This is a genomic window from Nocardia sp. NPDC004860 (assembly GCF_040609015.1).
Lineage (GTDB): Bacteria > Actinomycetota > Actinomycetes > Mycobacteriales > Mycobacteriaceae > Nocardia.
The window spans coordinates 50386-68231 of record NZ_JBEXJI010000028.1; the positions used below are offsets into that span (position 1 = coordinate 50386).

Sequence of the window (17846 nt, forward strand, 5' to 3'; positions counted from 1 at the left end):
GTTCGATCGGGGTATGAGCGACGGTGGAGAAGCCAGGCGAGTTGTGTCCGCAGAGCGTGAGGTAGCCGCCGGGGCCGCGCGGATATTCGAATTGATCGCTGATCCGGCGCAGCAGCCCCGCTGGGATGCGAACGACAATCTCGCACACGCGGAGCCCGGGCAGCGGGTGCGGTCGGTCGGTGACGTTTTCGAGATGACGCTCACCCTTGGAGCGGTCCGGGAGAACCTGATCGTCGAATTCGAGGAGGGCTGCCGAATCGCCTGGATGCCTTCGGAAACCGGGGCGCAGCCGATCGGGCACCTGTGGCGGTGGGAGCTGGAGCCGTTGGGCGACAACCGGACCCGCGTGACACACACCTTCGACTGGACCGATCTCTCCGACGAGAGGCGCCTGGTCCGGGCGCGCGCCACCACCTCGGAGATGCTGCGGGGATCGGTGGATCGGCTGGCGGCGCTGGCCGAAGAGGAGTGATCGGCAAGCCGGGTGCCAGGGGACCTCAGGAGGCCGCTTCCTGGAGCTCGCGGACCGCGGCGGTGGTGTAGCGGTAGTCGTCGAGCGGGAAATGCCGGTTCTCCCAATACATTTCCAACTGGGTCGAAGGCCGGAACGCCGCGCCGTCGCCCTGGTAGTTGATGTAGTAGGTGTTCGAGGTGATACAGCCCTGGGTGAACAGGTGGGTCCGCTTGGCCCGCCTGTCCATCCGCGCGAAGTACTCGTCGTGCGGCTGCTGCCGCACCTCCACCCGGGTCGCGCCGCGCCGGCGAGCCTCTCCGATGACCCGGGCCGCATGCGCCGAGGTCGATTCGATCAGCGGAATATACGAACCGGGCGCATAGGCGTAGGGCCCGACGATCAGGAAGGCATTGGGGAACCTGGGCACCGACACCCCCTGATAGGCCTGGAAGCGGTGCTCGTCCCAGAACTCGCCCAGTTCGATCCCGTCGCGACCGTAGAACGGATAGGGCGGCGTGTACCCCTTCTCCATCACCTTGAATCCGGTGGCGCACAGCACCATATCGAATTCCCGCTCCCGCCCGTCGGCGCTGACGATGCCGGTCGGCGTGAAATGCTCGATGGCCTCGGTGACCAGATCGACATGCGGGAGGGTGAACGTCTTGAAATACGAGTTCGAGATCGACGGCCGCTTGCACCCGAACCGGTAGTCCGGCGTCAGCTTGCGGCGCAGCTCGGGATCGCGCACCTGACTGAAAAGGAAGGCCTTCATGACGGTTTCGGCCGCCGTCATACCCATTGACGTCAGCCGCGGATAGTTGGAGATGGCCAGCCCTGCCCCCAGCCCGGCGTTCACGCCCGCATTGCCGAGAAAGCGCACCGTCCGCTGGAGCGGCGCGAAATTCAGCACCGCGTTCGCGACCGGCCCCATGGGGAAGTCCACCTTCGGCCCGATCCAGATGGCCCGCCGCTGATACACGGTCAGCTGCGCGACCTCCTTGGCCAGTTCGGGAATCACCTGCAGCGCCGTGGCTCCGGTGCCGATCACCGCCACCCGCTTACCCCGGTAGTCGTAGTCGTGATCCCACCGGGAACTGTGCACGATCTTGCCGATGTAGTCGCCGATCCCCGGAATATCCGGATTGTGTGGCTGCTCCAGCCCGCCGACCGCGCCGATCACATAGCGTGCCGTGATCTCCGTGCCGTCCTCGAGGGCGATTCGCCACAGATCGCGTTCCTCGTCGAAAACCCCGAGCACGACGGCCGATCCGAGCCGCAGCTTGCCGCGCAGCCCCTGCCGATCGACGACTTCCTCCGCGTACCGCTGCAATTCCGCGCCGGGCGCGAAGAATCGCGACCAGTGCGACCGCGGCTGAAACGAGAAGTTGTACACCGGCGACGGAATATCCACGGCCACACCGGGATAGGTATTGGCCAGCCAGGTGCCGCCGACCTTCGGCCACTTGTCGACCAGGACGAAGTTCTCGACTCCGATGCGGCGCAGTGCGACACCCGCGCCGATCCCGCCCAGACCCGCACCGACGATCACGACCTCATGGGTGGGCCGGGGCTGGGAACCATTGGTAGCGCTCATGACTGAGACCTCACGTTCTGGATGGATCGGATTCGAGAGCGACGCCGGATTCGGCCGCCGCGCGCGCGATGACCTCCGGAAGCTGGTGCCGCCGTAGCTTGCCCGCGGTCGTGCGCGGCAGTTCGGCCACGAACACGATGTCGCGCGGCACCTTGTAGCCGGCCAGCGTGGCCTTGATGTGCCGTTGCAGGGTGCGTGCTCCGGCCCGCGCCCCGGGCCGGAGCACCACGGCCGCCGCCAGCCGCTGCCCGAAATCGTCGTCGGGCACTCCGACGGCCCCGGCGTCGGCCACCGCCGGATGCGCCAGCAGCGCCTCCTCGACCTCCTGCGGGAAGACGTTCTCGCCGCCGGAGACGATCATGTCGTCGGAGCGGCCGTCCACGAACAGCCTGCCCTCGGCATCGACATGCCCGAGATCACCGGAGTCCATGTGCTGTCCGACCATCGTCTTTGTCCGGCCGTCGCTGTAGCCGGCGAACATGCCCGGGTTCTTGTTGACGATCCGCCCGGTGACACCGGCGGGTACCTCGCGGCCGTCACCGTCGACGATGCGGATGTCCACGATCCCGGTCAGCGGCCGCCCCACGGTCCCGGGCGCGGCCCGCAGATCCGCGGGCGTGGCGAAGGTCCCCGCGCCGGTCTCGGTGGAGGCGTACGCGTTGAACAGCACCTCGCCGAACTCGTCCATGAAGGCGGTGGCCAGCCAGGCCGGCAGGGGAGCGGCGCCGCACACCACCATCCGCAGGCTCTCGAGGTGATGGCCGCGGCGGTCCGCCGCCGGGAGATCCATGATCCGCTTGATCATGGTCGGCACCAGGCAGGCGATCTGCACACCGTGCCGCTCGATATCGGCGAGTACGGTTTCGGCGTCGAACCGGTCGTGCACGATGGCGGTCGACCCGAGCAGGAACGCCGCGGCGAGCGCCAGGAATCCGTAGGTGTGATGCAGCGGCGGTGCGATCACCATGGGCCGTCCGAGCCGCGGAATGGTTTCGATCCGGGCCAGGTCGCCGAGCGCGAGCACCATGCGCGGGCTCAGCCCGGCCAGTACAGACCGCGCGCCGAGTGTGCGGGGCGCGCCCTTGGGTACTCCGGTGGTGCCGCCGGTGAGCAGAATGATCGCGCCCCCGCCCGCGGGTTCGCGCATCGGCGGCCCGCCCGCGGCGACCAGGTCCGCGACGGTCGGCAAGCCGTCCGCGGCGCCTCGCACCACCACCCGCCGACCCCGGTATCCGGACTTGTCGATCGCGGTCTGGAATTCGCCGTCGTACAGCAGCAATTCCACGCGTTCGCGGTCGAGCACCTCACCGATCTGCGGCCCGGCGAAGCCGTAGTTCAACGGCACCAGATCCGCCGAGAGCCGCGCCGCCGCATAGGCCGCGATCACGAATCCCCGGTGATTGCGGCACAGCACCCCCACCCGCTGCCCGCGCCGCACATCCCAGCGTGCCCGCAGCGCCGCCGCCAGCCTTTGCACCTGCCGATCCAGCTCGGCCGCGGTGATAGGGCCGTCGTCGTCGATCATGGCGGGCCGATCCGGGAATCGCGCGGCGCACACCGACAGTGCCGTGGCCAGTCCGACCCCACCGCGCAATGCCCGGGCCAGCTGAGGAATCCGGGTGGGCGGCACCAGGTTCAGCGCGCCGCTGGCCGGAATCCACCCGGCCACCGTCACCGCGTCGTCGAGCAGATTGGCGGCCCGCTCGACCCGCCCGATCGGCCCGGCCCAGTCGACCGGCCGATTGTTCCAGTTCCCGGCCTTGGCGTAAGTGGTCAGCAGCCGTTGTGCCGCACGGGAATTGTCCAGTGCATAGGACAGGGGCGCGCTCGCCCGCTCCCACCACGGCCGGATCGCCAGCGGACGGTCCACGATCGCCCGGCACACCATGCTCGCCGCCTCCTCGGTCGACATGCTCGGGGTGTAGCGATAGATCCGGTACGGACCCAGCATGTCCGAGCGCACCAGCTGCAGGTGAATGGTCGTGACATCGATGCCGTCCGCCCGCAATTCCGGTGCGGCGCCGCGCATCCAGGAATTGAACGCGGACTTGGAGGCGATATAGGCCGTCCAGCCGACACCCGGGCCGTGCACACCGGCGGTACTGATATTGACGATGTGCCCCTGCCGGCGCGCCCGCATGGACGGCAGCAGGCTCAGCACCAGGCGCATGGGGCCGAGGAAGTTGATGCGCGCGGTGTCGTCGAAATTGTCCCAGCGGTCCAGCGAATCCGACAGCCAGCGGCGAATCGATCTACCGGCATTGTTGACGAAGACATCCACGTGCCCGTGCTCGGCCAGGACGCGCGTGATGAGTGCCGCACAGGCCTCGGGATCGGAGAGATCCGCCGGATAGGGGTGGACGGTTCCCGGGAATTCCGCTGTCTCCGACCGTAATTCGGCCAGCAGGGACTCGCGGCGGGCGACCGCGAGCACGGTCGCGCCATTGGCGGCCAGGCGGCGCGCGGTGGCCCGCCCGACGCCCGAGGACGCACCCGTCACCAGGATCACCCGGCCCGTCACGGCCGGTGCCAGGCGGCGGTCGCTGATGCCGTATCCGGCCGCGCCCAGTGCGATCCGGACCGATTTCGGCAGCTCCATCATGGCTCGACTTCCTTGTCGAACGGCGGGGTCAGGCGGGCAACCGCTCGAATTCGTAGTCGGCGAACGGGAAGTGCGGTGGTCCCGAACCGGATGTGCGGATGCAGCCCGAACCGCCGCGCCACCGCCATGTGATGCCGCTTCACCTCCGCGCCGGAGGCGAACAGTCTGCTCCAGTTGGGGTTTCGCGCGAACGAGTACTGATACGCCAGGGTCGGGATATCGACTTCCAGCCCCGGGTGATGGTTTTCGTGCCGGCCGCCGACCTCGTCGGCCCGTTCCAGCACGACGAAGTCGCGCACCCCGGCCCGCTTCAGCTCGACCCCCGCGGCAATGCCGCCGGGCCCCGCGCCGATGACGGCGACCTCGTGGTCCGGAGCCGAAAGCTCAGGAGGGCGGATGTCTTTGGATGCACTGGTCACGACGGGGACCTTCCGGACAGACTCCGGCGCTACGTTGCGCCTGTCATCCCAGGGTAGTTCTGTCTGGGACAGTGATCAAGACCTGGGGGTGACGGTGCGCCCGCAAGCCGGTCCGGTGCGGCTCAGCCCGCCGCGAACCCGGTTGCCGCCGCTCCCGCCCGGCGCAGCCGCACGGCCTCGAGATCGGCCGGCTGCCCGCCGCGCGCCCGATGCCGGTCCATGACCGCGCTCAATTCCGGTGACCAGCGCAGGATCTCGGCGCGCATCGGCCCGGTCGTCCCGAGCTGCGCGACCAGCCCCAGCAGGGTGACCAGTCCGCGCTGGAACGGCATCAGATACGCCGGTATCCCGAGCTGGCGGTACACATTGTCCAGCCTGGGGCTCATGGCGTCGCGGGTGCGGCCGCGCAGCCACTCGGTATCGACCCGGGACGTCTCGTGCCGCAGCAGTTCGGTGAACGGCAGCAGCTTCTCGGCCAGCCCCGCGCTGTCCAGACCGCGCTGCTCGTCGGTGAACCCGTGGCTGCGCGTGGCCCGGTCCAGCTCGGCCGGCCCGCCGTTGATGAGCGCGTCGGCCAGGTCGTGCACCAGCGCCGGGAACTGGGCCGGCGGCCACGGCGGGCAGGCTCCGAAATCCACCACGCCCAGGCGGCCGTCGGGCAGCACCCGGAAATTGCCCGGATGCGGATCGCCGTAGAGCAGCCCCGAGCGCGGCGCGGACGACCAGAAGAACCGGACCGCCAGCATGCCCACCCGGTCGCGCTCGGCCTGCGCGCCCGTGGTGATCAAGCGGGACAGCGGAATTCCGTCCAGCCACTCGCTGACGATCACATCGCCGCACTGCGCCACCACCTGCGGCACCCGGAAATCCGGATCCCCGGCGTAGGCTTCGGCGAAGCGGCGCTGGCTCTGTGCCTCGGCCGCGAAGTCCAGCTCCATGCGCAGGCATTCGGCCAGCTCGTCCACCACCGCGCGACCGTCGGCGTGCGGCGCGAAAACCGGTGTCAGCCAGGCCAATCCGCGCAGCCGCTGCAGATCGCTGTCCACGGCCGCGCGGGCCCCGGGGTACATGACCTTGACCGCCACCGCGCGGCCGTCGTGCCAGATCGCGCGATGCACCTGGCCGATGGTGGCCGAGGCGGCGCGGCGATCGTCGAATTCCCGGAAGTTGTCCCGCCAATCCGGGCCGAAGGACGCCGCCAGCACCGTATGCACGGTGCGCGGGAGCATGGGCGGCGCGGCGTCCTGCAGCCGGGCCAGCGCGATCCGATAGGGCTCGGCCAGCTCCGGCGGCAGGGCCAGCTCGTAGATGCCCAGGACCTGGCCCAGTTTGGCGGCGCAGCCCTTCAATTCGCCCAGCACCTCGGCCATGTGCTCGGCGGTGCGCAGCTGGATCTCCCGATCGATCTCACCCGCCGACCGGCCCAGCACCCGCTTGCCGGCCCCGGCCGCCTGCCGCCCGGCGTAGGCCAGCGGCACCGCGGCCAGCTTCGCGGTGCGAATCACCGTGCGGGCAGGCGGATTCCCGCCGATGTCCGCATCCCCCCGTCGCGCACCGCTTCGCCGCGAACTCATCGATCAACCAACCCCTAGCGCGCGTTTCGATCGAATGCGCATCAGGGAGTCTGCCACGAAGTGAAACTATGCGGTACGAAAACCTGTACGCCTCGGTACCGCGTCCTGAATGGTGGGATGCGCGAAGGGAATCCGCTGGTGACGGGTCAGTGCCGGGCGGTGACCAGGGCCAGATCGGTGAGCCGGTGTGCCCGGGCGACCTCGGCGGGCGTGAACGGCTCCCCGGTACGCAGGAAGGTCATGGCCGCGAGATCGTCGTGCGGACCGATCTCGAGCAGGGTGCCGCCGGGCACACGGCCCGGGTCCGGATCCGGAATGTATTGCGCACCCAGCAGTTCGGCGATCACCAGCGGCAGTTCCGCGGGGTCGGCGGCCACCCGGGCGGCCAGTCCCAAGGCGCGCGTCTGGCCGTCGACCAGGGTGAGCGCGGATGCGGGCCAGATGCCGGCGGCGACGCCGCCCGCGCGGGCGATGGCCTGGGTCAGCCGCTGCGGGCCGATCTCGGCCGGTGTCGAGACCACCAGCTCGTCGAGCACGCCGTTCTCCAGGTGATGCACGTGTACGGCGAGGATGTTGGCCCGCCGGTCGGCGAGCTGCTTGGCCAGCAGTTCCAGCCGCCCGGGCTTGTTGTCGAGGTGCACCCGGATGCGCCAGAGCCGCTCGGCGCTGTCGAGACGGTGGCGGTGGCGCAGTTCCGGGGCGTGCAGCCAGCGGCCGAAATAGCGCATGGCACCGGGTTCGACCACCCAGATGACGAGGATGGTGGCGGTGACGGCGAGCACGGAAACCGTTGCCAGATAGGGCAGTTCGAGGTGGACGACCAGGGCGTGCAGCGCGAGCTCGACCGGGAACACCGCGGCGAGTTTGGCCAGCGCCATGCGGGTGCGTTTCGGATGGGGCAGACGACCGCAGACTTCGCAGGCCAGCGTATGAATCTCGGTTTGCCTCATGTTCACCACAGTGCTGGACGCAGGTTTCCCCGACTGTGGTGCGGTGTAAAGAAGGGGTGACGGATCCCGGCAAACCTCTTGCGGCAGCTGGCCATTCGGTGAAGCCGGCCACAGTCGCGCCGGAGCTGTGCCCCGGCACACATCGATTGCCCTCTATTTGGGCGGTAGCGTCTTGGCGAAATCGACCCCGCGCCGCACCCACTCGTCGAGCACATCGTCGTCGGCGACGGTCGCGGTGGTGACGCGCAACCACCCGTGCATCTTCTTGCCGCCCATCTCCATCGGCTCGACCGACCCCGCCCGCAGCAGCGCCGCCGAGATGTCCGGATCGGTGCGCACCATCAGCCCGCCCTTGCCGCTGGCCGCGACGGCCATATTGCCGCCCACCAGAAACGCCAGGCCGCCGAACATCTTCTTCTCGACCACATTGACCAGTTCGGGCCCGAGCGCGTCCCGGATCCGGTCGGCCAGCTCCTCGTCGTATGCCATACCCGGCATTGTGACCCACCCGACCGACAGTTCCGGCCCGCGGCGCGCTCGGGGCCCGGCCGGGCGCGGACCGGAGAGACCATTCCGGCAGGTGTCGCCTTTCCGACGGTGGAGGTGCGGGTCAGCGATGTGCCGCCACCGTGGAGGGGTCGGCGCTGCTGGCGCCCGCGCCACCGATTCCGTGCCCGTCGTCGCGGAAGACGTACTGCGCGCGGCATATTGGAAGGCGGCGCACGAGGGCATCGACGGGGCCGCCATCGATCCGCTCGATGGGCGCACGGTCCCGGTCGAGGACCTGCTGACCCGCCCTGGACCAGTTGGACGACCTTGCCTTCGTCACCGACACCGTGGCCGCGCTCCTGGCGCGCGGCAACGGGGCGCGGCGTCAGCTCACTGCCTTCCGAACCCGCGGCCAGCTCTCGGACGTGGTGGGTGAACTCGCCGAGGCCACGCTCCATACGTGCCGATAGTCCCCGGTGTCAGGGCATCGGCTGGTCGTCGACGATCATGTCGTAGTTGACCTTCGAGCCCTCCACGTTCGTGGTCTTGGCGGTGACGCCCCAGCGGGTGCCGTCGGATTCGGTCACCACGCACCGGATGGTCGAGCCGGTGGCGCCGCGCAGCAGGCCGTTGCAGGTGGAGGACTGCGCGGCGGCGCCCACCTTCGACTGGTAGAAGTTCGAGACACTGGCAGCCACGTCGTCCGGCGCGACGAAGGCGTCGGTCAGGGTCAGGTCGTAGTAGACGTCCTTGCCGTCGACCTTGGTGACCTTCGCATTGATCGCCCAGGTCTGCCCGTCGGCGGACGTGGCGGTGCAGGTCTGGGTGGCGTCCACCTTGGCGGGCAGACTGCCGTCGCAGGCCACGGTTTTCGCGTCCTCGTGCGACTTGTCCTTGTAGAAGCTGGTGGCCTTCGTCTGCACGTCACTCTTGCTCACCGAGTCCGAACCCGATGATGAGCAACCCACGGCGAGAAGCGGCACGAACGTCAAGACCAGAGCGGCTGTCAGTTTTCTCATGGACAACTTTAGGCGCCGGTTCGCCGGGAAAATCTTGAGAATGAGCTTGCGAAAGCGGCGAATCCGGCGTGTCCGGGGCTGGCGCGCCGCGGTGCGGGGCGGATTAGGGAACTTGACAGGGGACCGGTCCGGCGACCTCCGCCGGACCGGTCCTGCTGCCGCGATGCGTCAGTTCACGCGGGCGCGCCACTCCTCGAGCTGTGGGGATTCCGCGCCGATGGTGGTGGATTCGCCGTGCCCGGTGTGCACCAGGGTCTCCGGCGGCAGGGTGAGCAGGCGGTCGGCGATCGAGTCGACGATGGTGCCGAAGTCCGAGTAGGACCGCCCGGTCGCACCTGGCCCGCCGTGGAACAGGGTGTCGCCGGTGAACACCACGCCCAGGTCGGGGGAGTGGAAGCAGACCGCGCCGGGGGCATGTCCCGGGGTGTGCAGCACGTGCAGTTCGGTCCCGCCGACCTCGATCACCTGTTCGTCGGACAGCTCGCCGTCCGGACTGGTCTCCGGATGCGTGTGCTGCCACAGCACCAGGTCGTCGGGATGCATGAGCACGGGAGCGCCGGTGGCCCTGGACAATTCGGGCGCGACACGAATGTGGTCGTCGTGCGCGTGGGTGACCAGGATGGCCTTGACCTTGCGGGTGCCGATGACATCCAGGATCGCCTCGACATTGTGGGGCGCGTCGATGACGACGCACTCCAGGTCGTCCCCCACCACCCAGACATTGTTGTCGACGTCGAAGGTCTCGTTGTCGAGACTGAAGGTGCCGACGGTGACGGCGTGGTCGATGTGCGCCATCAGAACACCACCACCGAGCGCAGTACGTCGCCGTGATGCATCTTGGTGAAGGCGGCCTCGACCTCGTCGAGGGCGATGGTCTCGGAGACGAACCCGTCCAGGTCCAGGCGGCCCTGCTTGTAGAGCTCGACGAGGTAGGGGAAGTCGCGTGAGGGCAGGCAGTCGCCGTACCAGGAGGACTTCAACGATCCACCGCGCGAGAAGAAGTCGATGAGCGGCATCTCGAGGGTCATCTCCGGTGTCGGCACGCCGACGAGCACCACGGTGCCCGCCAGATCGCGTGCGTAGAACGCCTGTTTCCAGGTTTCCGGGCGGCCCACGGCATCGATCACCACGTCCGCGCCGAAGCCGTCGGTGAGTTCCTGAACCCGTTCCACCGCATCCTCTTTGGCGGCGTTGACGGTGTGGGTGGCCCCGAATCCGGTGGCCCACTCCAGCTTCCGCTCGTCGATGTCGACCGCGATCACGGTGGTCGCGCCCGCCAGCTTCGCGCCCGCGATGGCCGCGTTGCCGACCCCGCCGCAGCCGATGACCGCGACCGAGTCACCGCGGCCGACCCCGCCGGTATTGATGGCCGCGCCCAGCCCGGCCATGACACCGCAGCCCAGCAGCCCCACCGCGGCCGGCGACACGCTCGGGTCCACCTTGGTGCACTGCCCGGCGTGGACCAGGGTCTTCTCCGCGAACGCGCCGATGCCCAGCGCGGGGGTGAGCGGGGTCCCGTCGGTGAGCGTCATGGGCTGGGACGCGTTGAAGGTCGAGAAGCAGTACCAGGGCTTGCCCTTGCGGCAGGCGCGACACGAACCACACACCGCCCGCCAGTTCAGGATGACGAAATCGCCGGGCTCGACATCGGTGACGCCCTCGCCCACCGATTCCACGATGCCGGCGGCCTCGTGCCCGAGCAGGAACGGGAATTCGTCGTTGATGCCGCCCTCGCGGTAGTGCAGATCGGTGTGGCACACCCCGCAGGCCTGCACCCGCACCACGGCCTCACCCGGACCCGGGTCCGGGATGACGATGTCGGTGACTTCCACCGGGGCGTTCTTCGAGCGTGCGATGACGCCGCGCACAGTTTGGGACAACGAAATTCCTTCCTGGCTAACCGCAATGCCTTCGACTATCGCATCCGACCCCGCCCACGTCATCTATTACCCCGGGTGACGGAAAATGAATCCCCTTGTGGCCGATCGCAACCTGTGGCCTTTCACAACAGGGATTCCGCGGCGGCTTCGGCGATCGTAGCGGCCACGAGGGTCAGGGCCGGGGAATCGAGCCGCCATTGCTGCCAGTAGAGCGGGACATCTACGAATACCTTCTCATCCAGCGAGATCAGCTCGTCCTCGGGGCGGATCATGAGGTCGGGGATCATCCCCCAGCCCATACCGGCGCATACCGCGTCATTGAATCCGGCCGAGGACGGGATGTAATGCCGGGGCGGATCCACGGGCTTGCGGGTGTAATGACGCATGAGCCGGAACTGCAGATCGTCCTTGCGGTCGAACAGCACCACGGGCGCGTGTGCGAACGATCTCGCATTCGGGCCGTCGGGAAACCAGGTGCGGGCGAAGGCGGGCTGTGCCATGGGCCGATAGCGCATGGCTCCCAGCCGCCGCACCGTGCAGCCCTGCACCGGCGCGGCGGTGGAGGTGATGGCCGCCATGACGGTGCCGTCGCGCAGCAGGCGGGTGGTGTGTTCCTCGTCCTCGCGATGGACGTCGAACGACACCCCGGCGGCGGCGCGGCCGAGCGCCGGAATGACCCAGGTCTGCAGCGAATCGGCATTGACGGCAATGGGAATGACCACCCGGGCGGCGCCGGGCTGGTGCACGTCGCCGAGTTCGCGCGCGGTATCGCCGGTGAGCAGCTGGATCTGGCGGGCCAGCCGCAGCACCGTCAGCCCGGATTCGGTGGGCTGCACGGGTTTGGTGCGCTGTACCAGGATGCGGCCCGCGGCGTCCTCCAGCGCCTTGATGCGCTGGCTGATTGCCGACGGTGTCACGCTGAGCCTGCGGGCGGCGGCGTCGAAGGTGCCCTCGCTGATGACGGCGTCGAGCGCGCGCAGTTGGTCGAGCTGCAGATCCATAGTAAGAGATCGTAATGGTGCCTCAGAATCTTTAGCTGGCCTGGTGCTGGACGCCTGCCCTACTTTCGAGCGTGTGAACGCATCATCGGCGGCCCTGGCGGCCATCTCGGGACTCGGATTCGGCCTGTCGCTCATCGTGGCGATCGGCGCGCAGAACGCCTTCGTGCTGCGTCAGGGGATCCGGCGCGAGCATGTCCTGCCGGTGGTCGCGGTGTGCATCGGCTCCGACGTGATCCTCATGACCCTGGGCGTCGCGGGCTTCGGGGCGATCGTGAACTCGGCCCCGATGATCATGACCATCGCCAGGTACGCGGGGGCGGCCTTCCTGCTGGGCTACGCCGCCCTCGCCGCCAAGCGCGCGTTCTCGGCCTCCGCCCTGTCCGCGGGCGGCGGCGCGCCCATCGCGCTGGGCGCGGCCGTGGCCACCTGCCTGGCCGTCACCTGGCTCAACCCGCACGCCTATCTGGACACGGTCGTGCTGCTGGGATCCTTCGCCAATACCTATGCCACCCCTGATCGCTGGTTCCTCACCGCGGGAGCCATTGCGGGCAGTCTGATCTGGTTCGTCTCGCTCGGCTTCGGCGCTCGGCTGCTGGCCCCGGTCTTCGCGAAGCCGCGTGCGTGGCGGGTGCTGGATTCGGTGATCGCCCTCGTCATGACGGGTCTCGCTGTCGGTTTGCTGATGAGCTGACGCCCTGGACGACAGTGACGGCCGGCCATAGAGCACCTGTCAGGAAATCGCGCTCAGGACACGGGTTTCCACGCGCCGACGTAGTTGCCGTTGTTGTTTCCGTTGGTGGGCAGGCAGGTGACGGCCCGACCGCTGGAGGACTTGGCCACCACGTCCTTCTTGAGATTGCAGATCGTGCCGGGCTCGTGCGTTCCGCTGGTCACCGGGCCCGGGCTGTCCCACACATAGGTCGGCGTGGTCGATCCCGCGCGGCGGGAGCACAGCAGCTGGGTGCCGTTCGGGGCGTAGCCGAAGGTCCCGGCCTCGGTCGCGTTGCACGGGAATCCGAGTGAGGGCGTGCTGACCGACAGCCAGCGGAGCGTGTCGTCTCCGGACACGGTGCAGGTCAGGACGGAGCCGTCGCCCGCGACAGCGGTCTGACCGGCCTGGCTGCAGGTCCCACTGACCGCGGCCGCGCTGGTCGTCGTGGCCGTCGTCGTCGTGGTGGTTGTGGTGGTCGTCGTGGTGGTGGTGGCCGTGTCGGGCGCCGTGGTCACCTCGGCCGCCCGCGCGGTTGTCGTGGGTGACGCGGGTGTGGTTGTCGTGAGCACGATTCGCGTCGGCGCGGGGCCCTTCGTGGCATTCGGGGCCGCGTCCCAGTTGCCGTGACCGGACAGGAGCAGGCCGCCGATGGCCAGCAGCGCTACGACGATCGTGGCCGTGAGACCGATGATCACGTACCGGCTGGCCTGCGAATTCCGCGGCCGGGCGCCGCCGGGCCCGGCCTGCCGCCCGTCGTGGTCGTCGCGCACCGCGTCGAACACGACGGTGTCCTGCGTCCACAGCTCGTCCTGTGGATGATAGCCCGGTGGTATCGAATTGCCGTTCATCCCAATAGCTCTCGTTCGGATCCCGCTGTCATCACCGGGCACCCCGGAGGATAAACGGCGATCCTGTCGCGCGGTAGCCGGGATTTATCGGCGAATGTCGGCCAGCCGCACCGGCCTGCCCTGATGCCGGGACAGCTCGCAGGCCTCGGCGATGTAGAAGGCCTCCAGGGCGTCGGCGGGCGGGCACGGATTGGCCAGCCGGCCGGTGATCACGCCCAGGAAGGTGGTCAGCTCCTCGGTGTAGGCGCCGTGGAAACGGTCCATGAAACCCGGATAGGCGGGCAGGCCCGAGGGCGATTGGCCGGGTTCGACCGAGTGCAGCGGGGCGCGCTCGTCGAGTCCGACGATGGCATTGCCCTTGGAGCCCAGCACTTCCAGCCGCACGTCGTAGCCCGCGCCGTTGTAGCGGCTGAGCGCGACAGTGGCCAGTGAGCCGTCGTCGAGGCGCAGCACCACCGCGGCGGTGTCGACATCGCCCGCCTCGGCGAAGACCCGGTCTCCGCGATTGGATCCGGTGGCGTAGACCTCCACCACCTCGCGGCCGCTGACCCAGCGGATGATGTCGAAATCGTGGACGCCGCAATCGCGGAACAGGCCGCCCGAGCGCGGAATGTACTCGGCGGGCGGTGGCGCGGGGTCGAGGGTGGTGGCGCGCAGAGTGTGGATCCAGCCCAGGTCCCCGGCGGCGACCGCGGCGCGCGCGGCCCGGTACCCGGCGTCGAAGCGGCGCTGGAAGCCGATCTGGACCGGCACGGTCGAGCGCTCCACGCGTTCGACCACCTGCAGCGTGCCCAGAATGTCGGCGGCGATGGGCTTTTCGCAGAAGACCGGGATGCCGCGGTCGACGGCGGCGGTGATGAGGGCCGGGTGGGAGTCGGTGGCGGTGGTGATGACGAGGCCGTCGATGCCGGCGGCGAACAGCGCCTCGATATCGGGCGCGTACTCCACCTCGAGCTTGTCGGCTGCGGCGCGGGCGCGTTCGACATCTGTGTCGGTGACGACGACCGCGCTCACACCCGGTAGGGCCCTGAGGGTTTCGGCGTGAGAGGTGCCGATGCGGCCGGTGCCGGCGAGGCCCACTGTGATCGGGGACATGGCGATGGCTCCTGTCAGTCGCGGGGTGGGGCGGTGGTCGAGCGGACGACCAGTGACGGCTCCAGGCGTTTGCGCACCGGGTCGGTGCGGTCGGCGCGCAGTCGCTCGGTGAGGGCCTCCACGGCCAGCCCGCCGATGCGGGTGCGCGGCTGGTCGATGGTGGTGAGCGCGACGTGCCGCAGCGCCGCCAGCGAGGTGTTGTCGTACCCGACGACCGAAACGTCCTCGGGCACACGCAGTCCCGCCTGTTCGAGCGCGGCCATCGCGCCCACGGCGTTGAAATCGTTGCCGCACACCAGTGCGGTGGGAAAAGTGCTGGGGGAGAAGATGTTCAACAGGGTGCGGACGGCGGCCGCGCCCGCCTCGTCGGTGTGCTCGCTGGGGATCACCATGGGTTCGAGGTGGTAGCGGGCCATGGCGGCGGTGTAGCCCTTGCGCCGCGGCGGCGCCGCGAAGGCCGCGCCGCCGTCGAGGTGCACGATGCGCCGATGCCCCAGGGCGACAAGGTGATTCACCGCCAGTGCCGCGCCGAGCTCGCCGTCGTCGTTGACGGTGTCCACGGCCGGGCTGGTGGAGGTGCGCGAGACCAGGACGACCGGGCAGCGCGCCGCCGCGTCGCGAATGGCGGAGGCCGGCAGCACCGGGGAGAGCAGGATGACCCCGCCCGGGCGGAAGCCCAGCAGGCTCTCCAGTGCGGTCCGTTCCCGCGTCGCGCTGCGGCGTCCGGTATTGAGGATGAGCTCCAGCCCGGCCTGCCGCGCCGCCTCGTCCATGCCCTCGACCACATCGGCGAAGAAGGGATTGCGCAGGTCGGACACCATGACTCCGACGATATTGGAGGTGCGGCTGGCCAGCGACCGCGCCATGGCGTGCGGTTGGTAGCCGAGTTCGGCGGCCGCGGTGAGCACCGCGCGGCGGCGGTGCTCGCTGACCTTGGGGGAGTTCCGCATGACCAGCGAGACCAGCGCACGGGAGACGCCGGCGCGGGCGGCGACGTCCTCCATGGTCGGTCTGGTCATGGTCGCCTCCCGTCGGTATCGATGTGTGTCGCACGCTACAGCCTTGCCGTGGCCCGGGGCAATGGAGCGCTCTAATCGGATATTCTGGACATCTGTGTCCAGTGCCATTTTGCCTGGAAGACAGCGTTTTCCGTGATTAGTCACTACTTTTCGGCACATGTCGAACCCTTGACACCAGAGTGAGCCAGGTTACATTGTTGGAGCGCTCCAACGAGCCTCACCGATGGCCAACGACGGGTCTGGGAAGTGCCGATGACCGAACCGCTCCATCCACTGCGTATCACCCCCCTGCGCATCGCCGCCGCGCCGATCTCCTGGGGGGTCTGCGAGGTCCCCGGCTGGGGGCATGTCCTGGAACCGGACATCGTCCTGGCCGAGATCGCCGGCCTCGGCCTCACCGCCACCGAGTTCGGCCCGCCCGGCTACCTACCCGACGACCCCGTCGAGCTGCGAAAGACCCTGAGCACCTACGGTATTGCGCCGATCGGCGGCTTCCTCGCCCTGGTGCTGCACCGCGAACCCGACCGGGCCGTCACCGCCGCCCGTGCCGCGGCCGAGCGGTTCGCGACAGCCGGCGCCGAGATCCTGGTGCTGGCCGCGGCCACCGGACAGGACGGGTACGACACCCGGACACCCCTCGGTGATCGTGAATGGCGGACCCTCATCGATACCGCGGCCGCGGTCGGCGAGATCGCCGCCACCCACGGCCTGCGCGTCGCCCTGCACCCGCACGTGGGCACCCACGTCGAGACGGCCGCCGAGGTCGATCGCTTTCTCGCCGACTCCGGGCTGGACCTGTGTGCGGACACCGGGCACCTGCTCATCGGCGGCACCGACCCGGTCGATCTGGTCCACCGTCACGCGGATCGCCTCGGGCACATCCACCTCAAGGATGTCCGCGCGGCCGTGGCCGCCGAAGTACGCAGCGGCAGTATCGAATACAGCGAGGCCGTCCGGCAGGGGCTCTACGTTCCGCTCGGTACCGGAGATGTCGATATCGCGGCCCTGGTCCGCGCGGCGCACGCTGGGGGATACCGGGGCTGGTACGTGATCGAGCAGGACACCGCATTGCGTCCCGGCGCCACCGCCGAGGGCCCGACGGGTGACGCTCGGCGAAGTCTGCGACACCTGGCCGAGATCGGTGCTGGTCTCGCCTCGGCTCGGATCTAGTGGGAGGTGACGACGACGATGTCCGCAATCTCCCGATCGCGCCGCCCCCGCCGGCTGCGCCTGTCGCCCTGGCTCGCGGCGGCTGCCGTACTCGCCGCCTGCAGCGGCCCCGGCGCCGATGTCACCGGACCCGCCCAGGCCCCGGTCGCGGTGGGCACCCTGAATTCGGTGGCGGTGGTGACCCACGGCTCGCCCGGTGACGCCTTCTGGAACGTGGTCAAGAACGGTGCGGAAGCCGCCGGGAAGGACCTCGGCGTCCGGGTCGAGTACAACTCCTCGGGCGATCCGACCCAGCAGGCCAAGCTCATCGACAATGCCGTGGCCCAGGGCGTGGACGGGCTGGTGGTGTCCATGGCCAACCCGGACGCGCTGAAGCCGTCGGTCGGGAAGGCCGTCGCCGCCGGGATTCCCGTGGTGACCATCAACTCCGGCGAGGCCGAGAGTGTCCCGTTCGGGGCCATCGGCCACGTCGGCCAGAGCGAGCGCCTGGCCGGTGAATCCGCCGGGAAGCGGCTGGCCGACGCCGGAAAACACAAGATGCTGTGCGTGATCCACGAGGCCGGGAATGTCGGCGCGAACGAACGCTGCGCCGGCGCCACCCAGGGCTTCGGGGCCGCGACCACGCTGCAGGTGGATATCAACAACCCGACCGATGTCCAGTCGCGCATCAAGGGCGCGCTGGAGGCCGATCGCTCCATCGACGCGGTGCTGACGCTGAATTCGCAGATCGCCGCCCGCGCGGTGGACGCGGTGCGGGAGTCCGCCTCGAAGGCGACGGTGGCCACCTTCGACCTGAATTCCGATGTGGTGAGCGCGATCCGGGCCGGGACACTGCTGTTCGCGGTGGATCAGCAGCAGTACGAGCAGGGCTATCTGCCGGTGGTGATGCTGAAGCTCTGCAAATCGAACCTGAACACCGTGGGCGGCGGCCATCCGGTGCAGACCGGCCCCGCGTTCGTGGACAAGAGCAATGTCGATGCCGTCGCCGCGCTGGTCGGCCAGGGCACGCGGTGAACCGGC

At 69.1% G+C, this 17846-nt stretch carries 17 protein-coding genes and 1 pseudogene; 4 read left to right on the forward strand and 14 right to left on the reverse strand.

Features of this window, described 5'->3' with window-relative positions:
* The first annotated feature begins 13 nt into the window (after window positions 1-13).
* Window positions 14-472: an SRPBCC family protein gene (locus ABZV44_RS35575; protein ID WP_354846363.1), complete on the forward strand. Its 459-nt coding sequence runs from the start codon at window positions 14-16 to the stop codon at window positions 470-472.
* Window positions 473-497: 25 nt separating this feature from the next.
* Here ABZV44_RS35575 and ABZV44_RS35580 read toward each other — a convergent pair whose 3' ends face one another.
* The 11 genes and pseudogenes from ABZV44_RS35580 to ABZV44_RS35630 form a co-directional block, all read right to left on the reverse strand.
* A complete protein-coding gene (locus ABZV44_RS35580; protein WP_354846365.1) occupies window positions 498-2048 on the reverse strand; it encodes an NAD(P)/FAD-dependent oxidoreductase in 1551 nt (516 codons plus the stop codon).
* A gap of 10 nt (window positions 2049-2058) precedes the next feature.
* Window positions 2059-4650: an SDR family NAD(P)-dependent oxidoreductase gene (locus tag ABZV44_RS35585; protein ID WP_354846368.1), complete on the reverse strand. Its 2592-nt coding sequence runs from the start codon at window positions 4648-4650 to the stop codon at window positions 2059-2061.
* Window positions 4651-4727: 77 nt separating this feature from the next.
* A pseudogene (locus ABZV44_RS35590) lies at window positions 4728-5048 on the reverse strand (NAD(P)-binding protein); the annotation flags it as partial.
* A 143-nt stretch (window positions 5049-5191) separates the two neighbouring features.
* Window positions 5192-6643, reverse strand: a complete 1452-nt coding sequence (locus tag ABZV44_RS35595; protein WP_354846371.1) for an AarF/ABC1/UbiB kinase family protein — start codon at window positions 6641-6643, stop codon at window positions 5192-5194.
* A 146-nt stretch (window positions 6644-6789) separates the two neighbouring features.
* Entirely contained in the window at window positions 6790-7593 is an 804-nt protein-coding gene (locus ABZV44_RS35600; RefSeq protein WP_354846374.1) for an amino acid-binding protein, read from the reverse strand.
* A 153-nt stretch (window positions 7594-7746) separates the two neighbouring features.
* Window positions 7747-8082, reverse strand: a complete 336-nt coding sequence (locus tag ABZV44_RS35605; RefSeq protein ID WP_354846377.1) for a TfoX/Sxy family protein — start codon at window positions 8080-8082, stop codon at window positions 7747-7749.
* 121 nt (window positions 8083-8203) lie between these two features.
* Window positions 8204-8428, reverse strand: a complete 225-nt coding sequence (locus ABZV44_RS35610; protein ID WP_354846379.1) for a hypothetical protein — start codon at window positions 8426-8428, stop codon at window positions 8204-8206.
* Window positions 8429-8561: 133 nt separating this feature from the next.
* Window positions 8562-9101, reverse strand: a complete 540-nt coding sequence (locus tag ABZV44_RS35615; protein ID WP_354846382.1) for a DUF4333 domain-containing protein — start codon at window positions 9099-9101, stop codon at window positions 8562-8564.
* A gap of 168 nt (window positions 9102-9269) precedes the next feature.
* Entirely contained in the window at window positions 9270-9899 is a 630-nt protein-coding gene (locus tag ABZV44_RS35620; RefSeq protein WP_354846531.1) for an MBL fold metallo-hydrolase, read from the reverse strand.
* Complete coding sequence (locus tag ABZV44_RS35625) at window positions 9896-10981, reverse strand: S-(hydroxymethyl)mycothiol dehydrogenase (protein WP_354846384.1); 1086 nt, start codon at window positions 10979-10981, stop codon at window positions 9896-9898. The genes ABZV44_RS35620 and ABZV44_RS35625 overlap by 4 nt, the downstream gene beginning before the upstream one ends.
* A 122-nt stretch (window positions 10982-11103) precedes the next feature.
* Complete coding sequence (locus ABZV44_RS35630) at window positions 11104-11982, reverse strand: LysR family transcriptional regulator ArgP (RefSeq protein WP_354846387.1); 879 nt, start codon at window positions 11980-11982, stop codon at window positions 11104-11106.
* 73 nt (window positions 11983-12055) lie between these two features.
* On the opposite strand from ABZV44_RS35630, the gene ABZV44_RS35635 reads away from it, so the two are divergent.
* The gene (locus ABZV44_RS35635; RefSeq protein WP_354846389.1) at window positions 12056-12673 is read left to right on the forward strand and encodes a LysE/ArgO family amino acid transporter; all 618 of its coding nucleotides are present in this window, start codon (window positions 12056-12058) and stop codon (window positions 12671-12673) included.
* A 53-nt stretch (window positions 12674-12726) separates the two neighbouring features.
* Here the strand turns inward: ABZV44_RS35635 and ABZV44_RS35640 are convergent, their stop codons facing one another.
* From ABZV44_RS35640 to ABZV44_RS35650, 3 genes are all read right to left on the reverse strand, one after another.
* Window positions 12727-13542 carry a hypothetical protein gene (locus ABZV44_RS35640; RefSeq protein WP_354846392.1) on the reverse strand — a complete coding sequence of 272 codons (816 nt, stop codon included), beginning with the start codon at window positions 13540-13542 and terminating at the stop codon, window positions 12727-12729.
* Window positions 13543-13626: 84 nt separating this feature from the next.
* Window positions 13627-14637, reverse strand: coding sequence for a Gfo/Idh/MocA family oxidoreductase (locus ABZV44_RS35645; protein WP_354846395.1), 1011 nt, complete (start codon window positions 14635-14637; stop codon window positions 13627-13629).
* Between the two features lie 14 nt (window positions 14638-14651).
* Window positions 14652-15656 carry a LacI family DNA-binding transcriptional regulator gene (locus ABZV44_RS35650; RefSeq protein WP_354846398.1) on the reverse strand — a complete coding sequence of 335 codons (1005 nt, stop codon included), beginning with the start codon at window positions 15654-15656 and terminating at the stop codon, window positions 14652-14654.
* A gap of 252 nt (window positions 15657-15908) precedes the next feature.
* Here ABZV44_RS35650 and ABZV44_RS35655 point away from each other — a divergent pair, with 252 nt between their 5' ends.
* Entirely contained in the window at window positions 15909-16826 is a 918-nt protein-coding gene (locus ABZV44_RS35655) for a TIM barrel protein (RefSeq protein ID WP_354846400.1), read from the forward strand.
* Window positions 16827-16844: 18 nt separating this feature from the next.
* Entirely contained in the window at window positions 16845-17840 is a 996-nt protein-coding gene (locus ABZV44_RS35660) for a sugar ABC transporter substrate-binding protein (RefSeq protein ID WP_354846403.1), read from the forward strand.
* Window positions 17841-17846 lie beyond the last annotated feature (6 nt).

Excerpts from the sequence above, each read along its gene's own strand:
- ABZV44_RS35575 (WP_354846363.1), top strand. The coding sequence starts at position 14 with ATGAGCGACGGTGGAGAAGCCAGGCGAGTTGTGTCCGCAGAGCGTGAG.
- ABZV44_RS35580 (WP_354846365.1), bottom strand. The coding sequence starts at position 2,048 with ATGAGCGCTACCAATGGTTCCCAGCCCCGGCCCACCCATGAGGTCGTG.
- ABZV44_RS35585 (WP_354846368.1), bottom strand. The coding sequence starts at position 4,650 with ATGATGGAGCTGCCGAAATCGGTCCGGATCGCACTGGGCGCGGCCGGA.
- ABZV44_RS35595 (WP_354846371.1), bottom strand. The coding sequence starts at position 6,643 with ATGAGTTCGCGGCGAAGCGGTGCGCGACGGGGGGATGCGGACATCGGC.
- ABZV44_RS35600 (WP_354846374.1), bottom strand. The coding sequence starts at position 7,593 with ATGAGGCAAACCGAGATTCATACGCTGGCCTGCGAAGTCTGCGGTCGT.
- ABZV44_RS35605 (WP_354846377.1), bottom strand. The coding sequence starts at position 8,082 with ATGGCATACGACGAGGAGCTGGCCGACCGGATCCGGGACGCGCTCGGG.
- ABZV44_RS35615 (WP_354846382.1), bottom strand. The coding sequence starts at position 9,101 with ATGAGAAAACTGACAGCCGCTCTGGTCTTGACGTTCGTGCCGCTTCTC.
- ABZV44_RS35630 (WP_354846387.1), bottom strand. The coding sequence starts at position 11,982 with ATGGATCTGCAGCTCGACCAACTGCGCGCGCTCGACGCCGTCATCAGC.
- ABZV44_RS35640 (WP_354846392.1), bottom strand. The coding sequence starts at position 13,542 with ATGAACGGCAATTCGATACCACCGGGCTATCATCCACAGGACGAGCTG.
- ABZV44_RS35645 (WP_354846395.1), bottom strand. The coding sequence starts at position 14,637 with ATGTCCCCGATCACAGTGGGCCTCGCCGGCACCGGCCGCATCGGCACC.
- ABZV44_RS35650 (WP_354846398.1), bottom strand. The coding sequence starts at position 15,656 with ATGACCAGACCGACCATGGAGGACGTCGCCGCCCGCGCCGGCGTCTCC.
- ABZV44_RS35655 (WP_354846400.1), top strand. The coding sequence starts at position 15,909 with ATGACCGAACCGCTCCATCCACTGCGTATCACCCCCCTGCGCATCGCC.
- ABZV44_RS35660 (WP_354846403.1), top strand. The coding sequence starts at position 16,845 with ATGTCCGCAATCTCCCGATCGCGCCGCCCCCGCCGGCTGCGCCTGTCG.